Annotated in this window: 14 protein-coding genes; 4 read left to right on the top strand and 10 right to left on the bottom strand. The window is 60.6% G+C overall.

Translation table 11 applies throughout. The features are described 5' to 3' along the window. Nucleotides 1–57: 57 nt before the first annotated feature. The 9 genes from CQ009_RS10665 to argS all read right to left on the bottom strand — a co-directional run bounded on the left by CQ009_RS10665 (nt 58) and on the right by argS (nt 10,573). On the bottom strand, nt 58–678 hold the full coding sequence (locus tag CQ009_RS10665) for a TetR/AcrR family transcriptional regulator (protein ID WP_064388882.1): 621 nt from the start codon (nt 676–678) through the stop codon (nt 58–60). A 29-nt stretch (nt 679–707) separates the two neighbouring features. After that, a complete protein-coding gene (gene phaC / locus CQ009_RS10660) occupies nt 708–2,390 on the bottom strand; it encodes a class II poly(R)-hydroxyalkanoic acid synthase (protein ID WP_064388881.1) in 1,683 nt (560 codons plus the stop codon). 139 nt (nt 2,391–2,529) lie between these two features. Then, complete coding sequence (phaZ, locus tag CQ009_RS10655) at nt 2,530–3,384, bottom strand: poly(3-hydroxyalkanoate) depolymerase (RefSeq protein WP_016984597.1); 855 nt, start codon at nt 3,382–3,384, stop codon at nt 2,530–2,532. Between the two features lie 137 nt (nt 3,385–3,521). Further along, nucleotides 3,522–5,201: a class II poly(R)-hydroxyalkanoic acid synthase gene (gene phaC / locus CQ009_RS10650; protein ID WP_105706031.1), complete on the bottom strand. Its 1,680-nt coding sequence runs from the start codon at nt 5,199–5,201 to the stop codon at nt 3,522–3,524. A gap of 258 nt (nt 5,202–5,459) precedes the next feature. Then, nucleotides 5,460–5,837 (bottom strand): gamma-butyrobetaine hydroxylase-like domain-containing protein, encoded by a 378-nt coding sequence (locus tag CQ009_RS10645; protein WP_105706029.1) that lies wholly within the window; start codon nt 5,835–5,837, stop codon nt 5,460–5,462. A 125-nt stretch (nt 5,838–5,962) separates the two neighbouring features. After that, entirely contained in the window at nt 5,963–7,300 is a 1,338-nt protein-coding gene (hslU, locus tag CQ009_RS10640) for an ATP-dependent protease ATPase subunit HslU (RefSeq protein WP_064388878.1), read from the bottom strand. A gap of 54 nt (nt 7,301–7,354) precedes the next feature. Next, a complete protein-coding gene (gene hslV / locus CQ009_RS10635; RefSeq protein ID WP_016984593.1) occupies nt 7,355–7,885 on the bottom strand; it encodes an ATP-dependent protease subunit HslV in 531 nt (176 codons plus the stop codon). A 233-nt stretch (nt 7,886–8,118) separates the two neighbouring features. Next, entirely contained in the window at nt 8,119–8,835 is a 717-nt protein-coding gene (locus CQ009_RS10630; RefSeq protein WP_007909385.1) for an SPOR domain-containing protein, read from the bottom strand. A gap of 1 nt (nt 8,836) precedes the next feature. Then, on the bottom strand, nt 8,837–10,573 hold the full coding sequence (argS, locus tag CQ009_RS10625; RefSeq protein ID WP_105706027.1) for an arginine--tRNA ligase: 1,737 nt from the start codon (nt 10,571–10,573) through the stop codon (nt 8,837–8,839). Between argS and CQ009_RS30180 the strand changes: the two genes are divergently transcribed. Beyond that, nucleotides 10,572–10,694, top strand: coding sequence for a hypothetical protein (locus tag CQ009_RS30180; protein ID WP_256579857.1), 123 nt, complete (start codon nt 10,572–10,574; stop codon nt 10,692–10,694). The two genes, argS and CQ009_RS30180, sit on opposite strands and share 2 nt — an antisense overlap. Before the next feature lie 93 nt (nt 10,695–10,787). On the opposite strand, the gene CQ009_RS10620 is transcribed toward CQ009_RS30180, so the two are convergent. Further along, nucleotides 10,788–13,007 (bottom strand): primosomal protein N', encoded by a 2,220-nt coding sequence (locus CQ009_RS10620; protein WP_105706179.1) that lies wholly within the window; start codon nt 13,005–13,007, stop codon nt 10,788–10,790. 282 nt (nt 13,008–13,289) lie between these two features. On the opposite strand from CQ009_RS10620, the gene rpmE reads away from it, so the two are divergent. The 3 genes from rpmE (at nt 13,290) to CQ009_RS10605 (ending at nt 15,781) form a co-directional block, all read left to right on the top strand. Then, nucleotides 13,290–13,505, top strand: a complete 216-nt coding sequence (gene rpmE / locus CQ009_RS10615; RefSeq protein WP_054595223.1) for a 50S ribosomal protein L31 — start codon at nt 13,290–13,292, stop codon at nt 13,503–13,505. 41 nt (nt 13,506–13,546) lie between these two features. After that, nucleotides 13,547–14,329 (top strand): thermonuclease family protein, encoded by a 783-nt coding sequence (locus CQ009_RS10610; protein WP_105706025.1) that lies wholly within the window; start codon nt 13,547–13,549, stop codon nt 14,327–14,329. Nucleotides 14,330–14,512: 183 nt separating this feature from the next. Next, entirely contained in the window at nt 14,513–15,781 is a 1,269-nt protein-coding gene (locus tag CQ009_RS10605; protein ID WP_064388873.1) for a malic enzyme-like NAD(P)-binding protein, read from the top strand. The last annotated feature ends 312 nt before the right edge of the window (nt 15,782–16,093 follow it).

Here is a 16,093-nt window from a genome sequence, read left to right as displayed (position 1 = left end):
AGAGGTACACATTCCCCCTGTAGGAGCTGCCGAAGGCTGCGATCTTTTGATTCCGGGTTACTCGTGGTCTTCGAGGTATTGCAGGGCCATGCGTTCGGTCGCGACCTTCACCGGCGGCAGCAAATGCGGCGCCACCAACATCATGATCTGATACACGACCAACCGCACCTCACCCTCACGATCCAGAATCCGCTGATAATCCAGCGAAAACAGCAACGTCATGGTGATCTGCTCCACCAACTGCCCCAACGCCTGCGTATCACTGACCAACTGCCCTCCTGCCTTCAACCGCGCCAACAACGACGCCAGCGTGCGCTTCAGCGCATTGAGCAGATGACGAATCCCCTTGGCCAGCTTCGGCAACCGCCCGGCGAGATTCGACAGGTCCTGGAACAGAAACCGGTACTGCGCCAACCGCTCGACAATCAAGTGCAAAAACAGCCAGTAATCCTCCGGCGCCAGTTCCACATCCGCCGGCGGATCGAGCAGTGGCGCCAGTTCATTCTGAAAGCGTTCGAACAACCCGAGTATCAACGGCTCCTTGCCGTGGAAGTGGTAGTAAAGGTTGCCGGGGCTGATCCCCATTTCGTTGGCCACCTCCATGGTGGAGACGTTCGGCTCGCCCTTTTCGTTGAACAGTTGCAAAGCACATTCGAGAATCCGGTCGCGGGTTTTCATCCAGTCTTCTTAGAAAGTTCGGTTAAGCGTCAGCGCACATGCACGTAAGTACCGGGCGCGGCCTCCATCGGTGGATAGTTCGGGTTGCCGAGGGTAAAGGTGGTTTCGTGTTGTGCGCCGGAGCGCTGCTGAATCCACTCCAGCCACTGCGGCCACCAGCTGCCGTCGACGTGTTTGGCGTCGTAGTACCAGGCGCGCGGGTCGCTGCTCATCTTGCCGTTCTCGACGTACGCGGCTTTCGGGTTGCTCGGCGGGTTGAGAATGCTCTGCACGTGACCGCTGTTGGACAGCACGAAGCGTCGGTCGCCGCCGAGCAGCAGGGTCGAGCGATACACCGCGTCCCACGGCGTGATGTGGTCGTTCATGCCGGCGACGCTGAAGCTGTCGACGGTGACTTTCTGCAAGTCGATCGGCGTGCCACAGACCTCAAGCCCACCCGGATGGGTCAGCGGGTTGTGCTTGAAGAAGTCCAGCAAATCACCGTGGAACGCGGCGGGCAGACGGGTGTTGTCGTTGTTCCAGTAGAGGATGTCGAAGGCCGGCGGCTCTTTGCCCAAGAGGTAGTTGTTGACGAAGTAGCTCCAGATCAAATCGTTGGGGCGCATCCAGGCGAAGACTTTGGCCATGTCGCGACCTTCGAGCACGCCTTTCTGATAGGAGCGACGCTTGGCGGCTTCGAGGGTTTGCTCATCGGCGAACAGCGTGGCCGAGGTTTCGATTTCGCTGTCGAGCAGGCTGACCAGATAGGTCGCGCTGGAGACCCGGCGCAGCTGCCGCTTGGCCTGCAGGTGGCCTTGCAGGGCGGCGATGGTCAGCCCTCCAGCGCAAGCCCCCATCAGATTGACCTCACGGGCGCCGGTGATCGCCCGGCAGATGTTCATCGCTTCTTCCACGGCTTCGACGTAGGTCGACAGGCCCCATTCGCGATGGCGCACATCGGGATTGCGCCAGCTGATCATGAAGGTCTGCAGGCCGTTCTTCAGTGCGTACTGGACGAAACTGTTCTGCGGGCTGAGGTCGAAAATGTAGTACTTGTTGATTTGCGGCGGCACCACCAGCAGCGGCTTGGCGTACTGCTTTTCGCTCATCGGCTTGTACTGGATCAGCTCAAGCAGCTCATTGCGAAACACCACCGAGCCGGTGGTGGTGGCGACGGTCTTGCCGACCTCGAAAGCCTGTTTGGTCACTTGGCGGGGCAAGCCGTCGTTGTGCAGCAGATCATCGAACAAATGACTGAGGCCGCGCACCAGACTGTGCCCGCCGGAGTTGAACAACTCTTTGACCGCCAGCGGATTGAGCAGCGTGTTTGAGGGCGCCACGGCGTCGTTGAGCAGGGTGAAGGCGAAGTGCGCCCGGGCGCGATCCTCCGGGTTCATGTTGCTTTCGTCGATCCAGCTTTTGACCTGTTTCTGCCAGGCCAGATAAGCCTGCAGGCTACGGCGATAAAACGGATTCAGGCTCCACGCCGGGTCAGCGAAACGACTGTCGTTCGGATTGGTCGGGTGCAGGGTTTCCCCGAGCAGCACGCGGCCCAACTGGCCGCCGAGCTTCAAGGCGTGTTTCGCGCTGTGCACCGGGTTACGCAAACCGTGTGCGGCGACGCTGCGCAGGGTCGAAAGCAAGTCGCGACCGCGCAATCCGGTGATCGCACTCTGTGCGTTGATGAACACGGCGGGGCTGGGCACTCCGCCCGTCGCTGGTTTGTCGCGCATGACTCAACACTCCTTCGTCTTCAGGCCAAAAACACACTCACCGAACCAGAACACCATAGACGCTGTTGCGGGTTGCTGCCTGCGCGGCGTCCTGCCGCGCACTCTTTGCCAAAGGCCTGCATAAAGCCTGCCGCCGGGGTTAACCGCCGAGCGGTGTCGGATGCGGGTGCATCACCGCGCGCTGACGTTCCTCCTGGAGGAATTTCATGATGATCGGCGCCACCGCTTCGGCGCGGGTAATCAGGAACAGATGACCGTCGTCGATGATGTGCAGTTGCGCGTTGGGAATACGCCAGGCGAGCATGCGCATGTTGATCAACGGGATCAGTGGATCGTCGTCGCCGGCGAGTACCAGCGTCGGCTGATGGATCTTGTGCAGCCAGTGAATGCTGGTCCAGCCGAGGCCAGCAAAGAGTTGCCAGTAGTAACCGAGCTTGCCTGCCGAACGCACTTTTGCGGCGTGACTGGCGGCCAGGGTCGGATCGCGGCGGAACGAGCCCCCATAGATCAGCGGCGCGATGCGGATCACGTGGGACGGCTGAATGTAGCGTCGCGGACTGGCCATCATCCACAGCACTTTCGGCTTGCCCGGCACCATTACCGCACCGGCAGCAGTCGCCGCCAGCACCAGTTTCTTGCAGCGCTCGGGGTAGTCGTAGGCGAACTGCTGCGCGAGTGCGCCGCCCCACGACACACCGATGACGTTGACCTGACCGTAGTCGAGGTAATCGAGCATGCGCGAGGTCAGCTTGGCCAGACCGGGAAAGCGGTATGGACGGTTCGGCGTCGAGGAGCCGCCGACACCAGGCACGTCGAACGCGATCACTTCCAGATCCGGGTCCAGCGCCGCGACAAACGGAAACACCAGCTCCAGGTTGGCGCCGATGCCGTTGAAAATCAGCAAGGGCGTCAAGTGAGGCTTGCCGGGGCGTACCGCCGTGCGGATGGTTTGACCATCCAGATCGACGGTACGGAATATGAACGGTTGCGGCATGCGTCAGGCCCTGTGGATTTCAAGTACACGCCCCCTGTAGGAGCTGCCGAAGGCTGCGATCTTTTGATTCTGTTTTTAGAATCAAGATCAACAGATCGCAGCCTTCGGCAGCTCCTACAGGGGAGGGGTGGTGTCAGTTACCGCTCGTGAACGTAAGTGCCCGGCGAAGCTTCACCCGCCGGATACGCCTTGTTGCCCAATTTCACCGGGGCCTTTTTCAGGTCGCCCGAGCGCTCGGCCAGCCAGGCCTGCCAGTACAGCCACCAGGAATCGGTGTGCTTGGTCGAGTTTTCTTGCCAGTCATCGGCGTTGGCCGCCATTTCTTCGCTGGTCATGTAACGGGATTTCGGGTTGCCCGGCGGGTTCAGAATGCTCTGGATATGCCCGCTGCTGGACAGCACGAATTCGACCTTGCCGCCAAACAGCTGCGCCGACTTGTAGCAGGACTTCCACGGGGTAATGTGGTCGTTGGTGCCGGCCAGCGAGAAGATGTCGGCCGTTACCTGCTTGAGGTCGATCGGCGTGCCGCACACTTCCAGTGCATTGGGGCGAATCAGTGGGTTGTTTTTGAACATCTCGATCAGGTCGCCATGGAACGCGGCGGGCAACCGTGTGGTGTCGTTGTTCCAGAACAGGATGTCGAACACCGGCGGCTCGTTGCCGAGCAGGTAGTTGTTGACCCAGTAGTTCCAGATCAGGTCGTTGGGGCGCATCCAGGCGAAGACCTTGGCCATGTCTTTGCCTTCGAGCACGCCGGCCTGGTACGAGTGACGCTTGGCGGTCTCCAGGGTCTGCTCGTCGACGAACAGGGCGACATCGCTGTCCAGTGTGGTGTCGAGCACGCTGACCAGCAGGGTGAGGGCATTGACCTTCTTCTCGCCGATCGCCGCGTAGTGGCCGAGCAGGGCGGTGCAGGTGATGCCGCCGGAGCAGGCGCCAAGCATGTTGACGTCTTTGCTGCCAGTGATCGCGGTGACCACGTCGACGGCCTCTTTCAGTGCGTCGATGTAGGTCGACAGTCCCCACTCGCGCTGCGCCTTGGTCGGGTTGCGCCAACTGATGATGAACGTCGGCACATTATTGCGCAGGCAGAAGCGCGCCAGACTCTTGTCCGGGCTCAAATCGAATACGTAGAACTTGTTGATCTGCGGCGGTACCACCAGCAACGGGCGCTCATGGACTTGCTCGGTGATCGGCTTGTACTGGATCAGCTCCAGCACGTCGTTGCGAAACACCACCGCGCCGTCGGTGACGCCGAGGCTCTTGCCGACTTCGAACGCGCCCATGTTGACCTGGCTCGGCATGCCGCCGTTGTGCACCAGATCCTTGGCCAAATGGGAGAGGCCATCGAGCAGGCTCTTGCCGCCGGTTTCGAAGAAGCGTTTCACCGCGGCCGGGTTGGCTGCAGTGTTGGTCGGGGCCATGGCTTCGGTCATCAGGTTGATGACGAAGTGGCCACGCGCGATGTCCTTGGGGGAGAGACTGCTGTCGTCAATCCAGGCATGGAGTTCCTTGCGCCACGCCAGATAGGTTTGCAGATAACGTTTGTAGAGCGGGTTCTGGCTCCACGCCGGATCAGCGAAGCGACGGTCATCGCCAGCCGGTTGCAGTTCGGATTTGCCAAACAGCACGTTCTTCAGTTCGAGGCCGAAATGGGTGACGTGCTTGACGCTATGGATCGGTTGTCTGATGGCCTGTTTCAGCACCATACGAGCAGAGGCCAGCAGATCCTTTCCGCGTAGCCCAACGACGGGATTAAGCCCCAGGGTGTTTTCCGAGGCTTGGTACTTCAGGTCATCGTTATTCTTGTTACTCATCTACGACGCTCCATTGTCCTGAGACGAGTACCCGGTTTTCTGCTGTGCAGTTCCACAGCCAATGCCAGGTACTACTGCTCGGGTGACCGTTAATTCTGCATAGCTGCTTTACAGTCGTAGAGCACTGCAGGGAACTTGCCAGCTCCATTGGTTACCCGAGTTTAATTTTTTTCGCAAGCGGGCCGATCCTCGGCCACACAGCGGAGCATTCAAACAGATGAATTTAGAAAATGCCCTCTAATGAGCGCAAGGTACGGGCTAGAGCATCAGCTTGACGACTGACTCGTTCGGATCGCGGGTCTTGCCCGCCGCTTTGAGCTCGGCCAGATAATCGGCCCAGAGTGCGTCATGACGTCGCCCCAGCTCGTAGAGATAATCCCAGGTGAACAAGCCGCTGTCGTGACCGTCGTCGAAGGTCAGTTTCAGTGCGTAGTGACCGGCTGGTTCCAGTTTGCTCAGACCGACGTTGATCTTGCCGAATTGCAGGATCGGTTTGCCGTGGCCCTGGACCTCGGCGGAGGGGGAATGCACGCGCAGGAATTCGGCGGGCAGGGTGTATTCCTCGCCGGACGCGTAGGTGAGCGTCAGGGTTTTCGAGGCTTTGTGCAGTTTGATGTCGGTAGGAATAGTAGTCATTGCAGGTCATCCGACTAGAGGAACACCCTGTAGGAGCTGCCGCAGGCTGCGATCTTTTGATCTTGCTTTTTAAAAACTCAAGGCAAAAGATCGCAGCCTGCGGCAGCTCCTACAGGGAAGGTGACCTACAGGATATAACGGGACAGGTCTTCGTTCTGTGCCAATTCGCCGAGGTGGCTGTTGACGTATTCGGCGTCGATCAGAATCGGCTTCTCATCGTGGGTGCTGGCCAGATCACCGGCACTGAACGATACCTCTTCGAGCAGACGCTCAAGCAGCGTGTGCAGGCGACGGGCACCGATGTTCTCGGTTTTCTCGTTGACCTGCCAGGCGATCTCCGCCAGACGCTTGATGCCTTCCGGCTGGAACTGGATGTTCAGGCCTTCGGTTTTCAGCAGCGCGCAATATTGCTCGGTCAGCGAGGCATGCGGTTCGCTGAGGATGCGCTCGAAGTCCGACGGGCTCAGGGCCTTGAGTTCGACGCGGATCGGCAGGCGACCTTGCAGCTCAGGCACCAGGTCGCTCGGCTTGCTCAGGTGGAACGCACCGGAGGCGATGAACAGGATGTGGTCGGTCTTGACCATGCCCAGCTTGGTGTTGACGGTGCAGCCTTCGATCAGCGGCAGCAGGTCGCGCTGCACGCCTTCACGGGAGACATCGGCGCCGCCGACGTTGCCACGCTTGGCGACTTTGTCGATCTCGTCGATGAACACGATGCCGTGCTGTTCAACCGCTTCCAGCGCCTTGGCTTTCAGCTCTTCTTCGTTGACCAGACGCCCGGCTTCTTCATCGCGCACCAGCTTCAACGCTTCTTTGACCTTGAGCTTGCGCGCCTTCTTCTTGCCCTTGCCCATGTTGGCAAACAGCGACTGCAACTGGTTGGTCATCTCTTCCATGCCGGGCGGCGTGGCGATTTCGATGCCTGCCACTTCGGCGACTTCGATCTCGATTTCCTTGTCATCCAGCTGACCTTCGCGCAGGCGTTTGCGGAACAGCTGACGGGTGTTGGAATCGGAGCTCGGCGCTTCTTCATTGCTGAAGCCCATGCGGGCCGGCGGCAGCAGCGCGTCGAGGATGCGATCCTCGGCAGCGTCTTCGGCGCGGTGGCGCACGCGAGTCATTTCCTGCTCGCGGAGCATCTTGATCGCGGCGTCGGCGAGATCACGGATGATCGATTCGACGTCACGGCCAACGTAGCCGACTTCGGTGAACTTGGTCGCTTCGACCTTGATGAACGGCGCGTTGGCCAGTTTCGCCAGACGACGGGCGATCTCGGTTTTACCGACACCGGTCGGGCCAATCATCAGAATGTTCTTCGGGGTCACTTCAACGCGCAGCTCTTCAGGCAGCTGCATGCGGCGCCAGCGGTTGCGCAGGGCAATCGCGACGGCGCGCTTGGCATCGTCCTGGCCGATGATGTGACGGTTGAGTTCGTGGACGATTTCGCGGGGAGTCATGGACATAATAATTGACGGTCCTCAAGCAAGAACAAGCCGTGGCACAGGGCCGCGTCAGGCTTATTCAGCGAGATCCTGCTCCTCAATGGTCTGAGTGTGGTTGGTGAATACACAGATATCGCCGGCGATACCGAGGGCGGTTTCGACGATTTCGCGAGCCGACAGGTCGGTCTTTTTCAGCAGGGCGCTGGCCGCAGCCTGCGCGTAACCGCCGCCGGAACCCATGGCGATCAGGCCGTCTTCGGGTTCGACCACGTCACCGTTGCCGGTAATGATCAGGGAAGCGTCTTTGTTGGCGACCGCGAGCATCGCTTCGAGGCGGCTCAGGGAGCGATCGGTGCGCCATTCTTTGGCGAGTTCGACAGCGGCGCGCACCAGGTGGCCCTGATGTTTTTCAAGCTGGCCTTCGAAACGCTCGAAGAGGGTAAAGGCGTCAGCGGTGGCACCGGCAAAACCGGCGATGACCTGGCCGTGGTACAGGCGACGAACTTTTTTCGCGTTGCCTTTCATCACGGTATTGCCGAGAGAAACCTGGCCGTCGCCGCCCATGACGACTTTGCCGTGACGGCGGACTGAAACGATGGTGGTCAAGGGAAGAGTCTCCACACAGCGGGGCGAAAGTGCCTTATGCCCATTCATATGGGGGTGCTGGAGAGGATTTCAACCGCGGAGAGTGCGCAGGGACGAACGGCGGGTGGTTGATTGATCGTTCCCACGCTCTGCGTGGGAATGCAGCCCGGGACGCTCCGCGTCCCTTAACCGCTGGGACGCAGAGCGTCCCTTGAGGCATTCCCACGCAGAGCGTGGGAATGATCGGCCACAGGTCAGCGGCTCTGGCGTTGTTGTAACAACAGGTTGCTGAAGCCGGCACCGGCCAGTTGTTTCTGTGCGGTGGTCAGTTGTTCACGGTTGCTGAACGGGCCGACCAGTACGCGATACCAGGTTTCATCCTTCACCGTGCCCGACTCAACCGCCACCGCCTGACCGAGCAGAATGATCTGCGCGCGGACCTTGTCTGCATCGGTTTCTTTGCGGAACGAACCGGCCTGCAAGAAGAACTTGGTTACTGGCGCCGCTTTGCTCACCGGTGGCGCTGGCGGCGGGGTAATCCCGGCCAGTGCGGCCTGTGCGCGCGCGGTGTCGATCTTCGCCGCTTCCGCCGGTGTCACTGGCGTGGTCGGAATGGCCGGCACTTGTGGCGTCGGCAAAGTCTTCTCCGGCACCGCGTCCGGCGGCACGATCACTTCCGATTCCGGCAGCAGGGTGTAGAAGTCGTACTTCGGCTTCACCGGTTGCGTCGGGCTCGGCGGGGTCTTGTTGGCCTCGGCGATCTTCGACGCTTTCTGCTGTTGTGCCTGTTCGACCTTCTCACGCTTGACCGTGTCGCTGCCCTTGCCCGGCTCGAGCTTCATCAGGAACACGATGAACGCGCCGACCGTGAGGCCGATGGCCATCCACAGCCAACCCGGGATCGGTTGCTTCGCAGGAGCTTGGTAACGGCTGGCGCCACGCTTGGGTGCAGGTTTTTTCTTGGCAGCCAACTTACATACGCTCCAGAGTTTCCAGACCCAACAGCTCCAGGCCTTGCTTGAGGGTGCGACCGGTCAGCGCGGCCAGGCGCAGACGGCTCTGCATCTGGGCCGGGGTTTCGGCAGCGAGGATCGGGCAGTTCTCGTAGAAGCTGGAGAACAGACCGGCAACGTCGTACAGATAAGTGCAGAGAATGTGCGGCGTGCCTTTGTCGGACACGTTGTTCAGCACTTCGCCGAACTGCGCCAGTTTCGCCGCCAGCTCCTGCTCATGTGCGGCTTCCAGCACGATCTGGCCATCGACTTCGCTGAAGTCCTTGCCCAGTTTGCGGAATACACCGGCCACACGGGTGTAGGCATACAGCAGGTACGGCGCGGTGTTGCCTTCGAAATTCAGCATCAGGTCGAAGTTGAAGCTGTAGTCGCTGGTGCGGTGCTTCGACAGGTCGGCGTACTTCACTGCGCCGATGCCGACGACTTTGGCGATGTTGCGCAGTTCGTCTTCGGCCAGCTCCGGGTTCTTCTCTTTCACCAGGCTGTAGGCGCGTTCCTGCGCTTCGTTCAGCAGATCGATCAGCTTCACGGTGCCGCCGTCACGGGTCTTGAACGGACGGCCATCGGCGCCGTTCATGGTGCCGAAGCCCATGTGTTCCATCTCCATCGGATGGGTCACAAAACCGGCCTTGCGCGCCACGGCGAACACTTGCTGGAAGTGCAGGGCCTGACGCTGGTCGACGAAGTACAGCGCGCGATCGGCTTTCAACTTGCCGCTGCGGTAGCGCACGGCAGCGAGGTCAGTGGTGGCGTACAGGTAACCGCCGTCAGCCTTGACGATGATCACCGGCAGCGGGTCGCCGTCGGCGTTCTTGAACTCGTCGAGGAACACGCACTGGGCGCCGTTGCTCTCGACCAGCATGCCGGCCGCTTTCAGATCGTTGACCACGTTGATCAGGTCGTCGTTGTAGGCACTTTCGCCCATCACGTCGGCCATGGTCAGTTTGACGTTGAGCAGTTCGTAGATCTTCTGGCAGTGCGACAGCGAGATGTCCTTGAACTTGGTCCACAGCGCCAGGCACTCGGCGTCACCGGCCTGCAGCTTGACCACCAGGCCACGGGCGCGGTCGGCAAAATCTGCGGATTCGTCAAAGCGCTGCTTGGCGGCGCGGTAGAAATTTTCCAGGTCGGACAGCTCGTCGCTGGTGATCGGGTTTTCCTGCAGATAGGCCATCAGCATGCCGAACTGAGTACCCCAGTCGCCGACGTGGTTCTGACGGATCACTTCGTCGCCGAGGAATTCGAGGACGCGGGCCACGCCGTCGCCGATGATGGTCGAGCGCAAGTGACCAACGTGCATCTCTTTGGCCAGGTTCGGTGCCGACAGGTCGACCACGGTGCGTTGTGCAGGACCTGCCTTGCGCACGCCAACATGGGTATCAGCCAAGGCAGCGTCGAGGCGCGAGGCCAAAGCCTGAGTGTTCTGGAAGAAGTTGATGAAGCCCGGGCCGGCGATTTCGGCCTTGGTGACGTTTTCGTCGGCCGGCAGCGCGGCGATGATTTTTTCCGCCAGATCACGCGGCTTCATGCCGGCAGGCTTGGCCAGCATCATCGCGATGTTGCTGGCGAAGTCGCCGTGGGTCTTGTCGCGGGCGTTCTCCACCTGGATCGCCGGCGTCAGGCCTTCAGGCAACACACCTTCGTTGACGAGTTGGGTGAGGGCTTGTTGGATCAGCTGGCGAATGGTGTCTTTCATGGTCTTCTCTTTCGACCGCAAGCGCGGCGGGCGCATCGATGCGCGGGTGGAAAAACTGGGCATTATCCGTTGCGAAGACGGGCTTGCCAACCTTAGCAGGCAGCTTATGGATATGTGGTGACATTCAGATCAAAAGATCGCAGCCTTCGGCAGCTCCTACACGGGGATACGCATTTTCCTGTAGGAGCCGCCGAAGGCTGCGATCTTTTGATCTTCAATACAAATCGACGGGATCGACATCCAGCGACCAGCGCACCGCCCGCCCGCTCGGCATCTGCTCCAGTACCAGCAACCAGCTCGCCAGCAACCGATGCAGCGGCGCCCGCGCCGTCGCCTGCAACAAAAGTTGCGCGCGATAACGGCCAGCACGGCGCTCCATCGGCGCAGGCACTGGCCCGAGCAATTCGATCCCGCTCAGATTCTGCTCAGCCAGCAAGCGCTCGGCTTCGCTACACGCCTCATCGAGAAAGCCTTCCGCTTGCCCCGGTTTGTGTGCTTCGGCACGCAACAACGCCAGATGCGCAAACGGTGGCAGTCCGGCGGCCCGGCGTTCGCTCAAAGCCTGCTCGGCAAAGGCGAAATAGCCTTGTTCGGTGAGCTGCACCAATAAAGGATGGTCGGCGAGGTGCGTCTGAATGATCACCTTGCCCGGCTCCTCAGCACGCCCGGCGCGCCCGGCCACCTGCACGATCAACTGCGCCATGCGCTCGCTGGCGCGGAAGTCGCCGGAGAACAGGCCACCGTCAGCATCGAGGATCGACACCAGCGTCACCCGCGGAAAGTGGTGACCCTTGGCCAGCATCTGCGTGCCGACCAGAATGCACGGCTGGCCTTTCTGAATCGTCGCGAACAGCTGATTCATCGCGTCTTTACGCGAAGTGCTGTCGCGGTCAACGCGCAGCACCGGATAGTCCGGGAACAGAATCGCCAAGCGTTCTTCGGCGCGCTCGGTGCCGGCGCCCACGGGCCGCAAGTCGACCTTGTTGCACTTCGGGCACTGGCGCGGCGTGCGCTCGACGTAACCGCAGTGGTGGCAGCGCAGCTCGCCGTAACGCTGGTGCACGGTCATCCGCGCATCGCAGCGCGAGCACTCGGACATCCAGCCGCAGTCGTGGCAGAGCAACGTTGGCGCGAAGCCGCGACGGTTGAGGAATACCAACACCTGCTGGCCGTTGGCGAGGGTCTGGCCGATGGCTTGTTGCATCGGCCCGGAAATCCCACTGTCCAGCGGACGACTTTTGACATCCAGGCGCAGGAACCGCGGTTGTTTGGCGCCGCCCGCTCGCTCATTCAGGCGTAGTAGGCCATAACGACCGGTGTAGGCGTTGTGCAGGCTTTCCAGCGATGGCGTGGCGGAACCGAGCACAATCGGGATGTTTTCCTGCCGCGCACGTACCAGCGCCAGATCGCGAGCGTGATAGCGCAAGCCTTCCTGCTGTTTGTAAGAACCGTCGTGCTCTTCATCGATGATGATCAGCCCGGGATTTTTCATCGGCGTGAACAGTGCCGAGCGGGTGCCGATAATAATGTCGGCCTCGCCATCGCGGGCGGCGAGCCAGGCGTCGAGGCGCTCGCGGTCATTGACCGCCGAGTGCAGCAGGGCGATGCGCGCATTGAAACGCTGCTCGAAGCGCGCCAGGGTCTGCGGGCCGAGGTTGATCTCCGGGATCAGTACCAGCGCCTGTTTACCCGCTGCGAGGGTTTCGCGGATCAACTGCAAATAAACTTCGGTCTTGCCGCTGCCAGTAACCCCGGCCAGCAGGAACGCGTGATAACTGTCGAAGCCGGCGCGGATCGCTTCATACGCGGCACGTTGTTCGCCATTGAGCGGCAGCTCCGGTTGCGCCAGCCAGTGTTCGTGGCGCACGCCCGGCGCGTGGCGGCGGATTTCCACTTGCACCAGACCTTTGGCCAGCAGCAGATCGAGACTGTCTTTGCTCAACATCAGTTTGCTCAGCAACTGATGGGCGACGCCGTGCGGGTGCTGGGCCAGGGTCGCCAATGCCTCGCGCTGGCGCGGTGCGCGGGCGATGCGCGGATCTTCGAGGCTGGCGCCAGGGGTGATTGACCAGAAACGTTCTTGCCGGGCCTCGGCCAGTTCGCCTTGGCGCAACAGCACCGGCAACGCCCAGCTCAGGGTGTCGCCGAGGCTGTGCTGGTAATACTGCGACGTCCACAGGCAAAGCTTGAACAGCGCGGGCGGCAGCGGCGGCGTGTCATCAAGCAGGGCCAGCGCCGGTTTGAGTTTTTCCGCCGGCACTTCGCTGGTGTCCGTGACTTCGACCAGAATCCCGATCATCTCGCGCCGGCCGAACGGCACCCGCAGGCGCATGCCCGGCTGCAATTGCTCGCGCAGCACGCCAGCCGGCGCTCGATAGTCGAACAGGCGGCGCAGGGGCGAAGGCAAAGCGAGGCGCAGAATGGCGTCGGGCACGCGGGGGATCTCGATCAACACAAGGGCTAGGCACATAACCCTGTAGGAGTGAGCCTGCTCGCGATAGCGGGGTATCAGACGACATAAATGTTGAATGACACACCGCGATCGCGAGCAGGCTCACTCCTACAAGGGAATCGCGTATTGGGCCGGGAGCCTAGCAGACGGTCGGTCTCGGTGACAGCTTGCGTGATTGAAAAGGTCTGGTAGAATCCGCGGCCTAATTACGTGCGGTATTCAACAATAGTGTTGGATGGCGGCACGCAGCCTGAGGAAGACACCATGAAAGCCGATATCCATCCAACATACGAAATCACCGCAGTTACCTGCAGCTGTGGCAACAAGTTCGAAACCCGTTCGAACCTGGCCAAGCCTCTGGCGATCGACGTATGCAACGAATGCCACCCGTTCTACACCGGTAAGCAGAAGACTCTGGACACCGGCGGCCGTGTGCAGAAGTTCGCAGACCGTTTCGGTGCTTTCGGCAAAAAAGCCTAAGGCTCCTCATTCTGGAAAACCTCTACGGCTTTTCCGGTCTGATGAAAAAGGCGTCCCTTGTGGGCGCCTTTTTTGTGTCCGCGATCTGGCTGTCCGGCGCGCAGGCCTTCTGCCCAGCGCCCGCTGGATTGACCAGCGTCACGGTGCAGCGCGTGATCGATGGCGATACCTTGCGCTTGGGCGACGGCCGCAGTGTGCGCATGATCGGCCTCAATACGCCTGAACTGGGCAAGCAGGGCCGCAGCGACGAACCGTTTGCAGTGGCGGCGCGCCAACGTTTGCAAGCCTTGGTCGAAGCCAGCGGCGGACGTGTCGGTTTGCGCCCAGGCAAGCAAGCCCAAGACCATTACGGGCGTACGCTCGCCCATATTTACAGTGCCAGCGGCGCCAATCTTGAGGCGCAAATGCTCGCCGATGGCCTGGGTTTTCAGGTCGCGGTGGCACCGAATGTCGATCTGGTCGCCTGTCAGCAAGCCGCCGAACGCAGCGCCCGGCAGGCAGGCCGAGGCCTCTGGCGGCAATCACCTGTAGTGAAATCGGGGCAGATCCAGCACTCGGGCTTCGCCGTGGTCAGTGGGCGTGTGAGCAAGGTTCAGCGCAATCGCGGTGGAATCTCGATCGAGTTGCATGACTCGCTTGTATTGCGCGTTGCACCCAATCTGGTCGGACAATTCGACAATGCCCGCTGGCCGGCGCTGAAGGGCAAGCAAATCGAGGCGCGCGGCTGGATCGTCGATCGCTCGCGGCGCGGTGGGCTTCAATCCGGTCAGTCGCGTTGGTTGCTTCCGCTGACGGATCCTTCAATGTTGCAAACGCCGCGCTGAAGAAAAATTGTAGACATTTTTTCTGTCGATTGTGAACAGTCCAGCCCTTGTGCGCCGTGGCTCTTGGCCCAAAGTCGTAGGGCAGGGCGCTTGACAGGGGTGACCGCTCAGTCTTGTGGGGACTTTGCGAGGCGCGTATCCTCGCTGACCAGTCTGTCCAACAGTAAAAAGCGGAATGCCAAAATGTCTGATCTGAAAACTGCCGCTCTCGAATATCATGCCAATCCTCGTCCAGGGAAGCTGAGTGTCGAGCTCACCAAGGCCACTGCTACCGCTCGCGACTTGTCGCTGGCCTACAGCCCCGGCGTAGCTGAACCAGTGCGTGAGATCGCTCGCGATCCTGAACTGGCCTACAAATACACCGGCAAGGGCAACCTGGTTGCAGTCATTTCCGATGGCACCGCGATTCTCGGTCTGGGTAACCTCGGCCCATTGGCGTCCAAGCCAGTGATGGAAGGTAAAGGCGTACTGTTCAAGCGCTTCGCCGGCATCGACGTGTTCGACATCGAAGTCGACTCCGAAAGCCCGCAAGCCTTCATCGACACCGTAAAACGCATCTCCATCACCTTCGGTGGTATCAACCTGGAAGACATCAAGGCGCCAGAGTGCTTTGAGATCGAACGTGCTCTTATCGAGCAATGCGACATTCCGGTATTCCACGATGACCAGCACGGCACCGCCATCGTGACCGCTGCCGGCATGATCAACGCCCTGGAAATCGCTGGTAAAACCCTGCCAGACGCCAAGATCGTCTGCCTGGGCGCCGGCGCTGCCGCCATCTCCTGCATGAAATTGCTGGTGAGCATGGGCGCACGCATCGAAAACATCTTCATGGTTGACCGTACCGGCGTGATCCACTCCGGCCGTGACGACCTGAACCAGTACAAAGCAGTATTTGCCCACGCTACCGAGAAGCGCAGCCTGGCTGACGCACTGGCAGGCGCTGACGTGTTCGTCGGTCTGTCCGGTCCGAACCTGCTGAGCGCTGAAGGCCTGCTGTCGATGGCGGCCAACCCGATCGTGTTCGCTTGCTCGAACCCGGATCCGGAAATCTCCCCGGAGCTGGCGCACGCTACCCGTAGCGACGTGATCATGGCCACCGGTCGTTCGGATTACCCGAACCAGGTCAATAACGTACTGGGCTTCCCGTTCATCTTCCGTGGTGCCCTGGACGTTCGCGCCAAGCGCATCAACGAAGAAATGAAAGTGGCTGCAGCCAACGCCCTGCGTGAATTGGCCAAGCTGCCTGTTCCTCAGGACGTGTGCGATGCCTACGGTGGCGCGCCGCTGGAATTCGGCCGTGAGTACATCATTCCGAAGCCAATGGACAAGCGTCTGATCACCCTGATCTCCGACGCTGTGGCCAAAGCCGCGATCGAGACCGGTGTAGCGACCCTGCCGTATCCGAAGAACTACCCGCTGAAAAGCGTGGATGACGTGTTCAACGGCTAAGCCGTTGTAGCGCTTCAACCGAAAGCCCCGGCTCGTGAGAGTCGGGGCTTTTTATTGCCTGAAGATCAAGAGCCCCCTCACCCTAACCCTCTCCCTGAGGGAGAGGGGATTGACCGTGGAAGATTCGCGAGATACACCGACCTGAAAGTGCGTTAGCGCCTATGGATTCAACACAGCACGTTCAGGTCGGCATCACTCACCAGCATCCCCCAATCAGTCCCCTCTCCCTCCGGTAGAGGGCTAGGGTGAGGGGCTCTTGATCTTCAGGCAATAAAAAGCCCCGCACTTCTCTCGAAGGCGGGGCTTTTCAAT

Origin of the sequence: Pseudomonas sp. MYb2, assembly GCF_002979955.1 — a bacterium.
Lineage (GTDB): Bacteria > Pseudomonadota > Gammaproteobacteria > Pseudomonadales > Pseudomonadaceae > Aquipseudomonas.
This window is presented reverse-complemented; position numbering and strand designations above follow the sequence as displayed.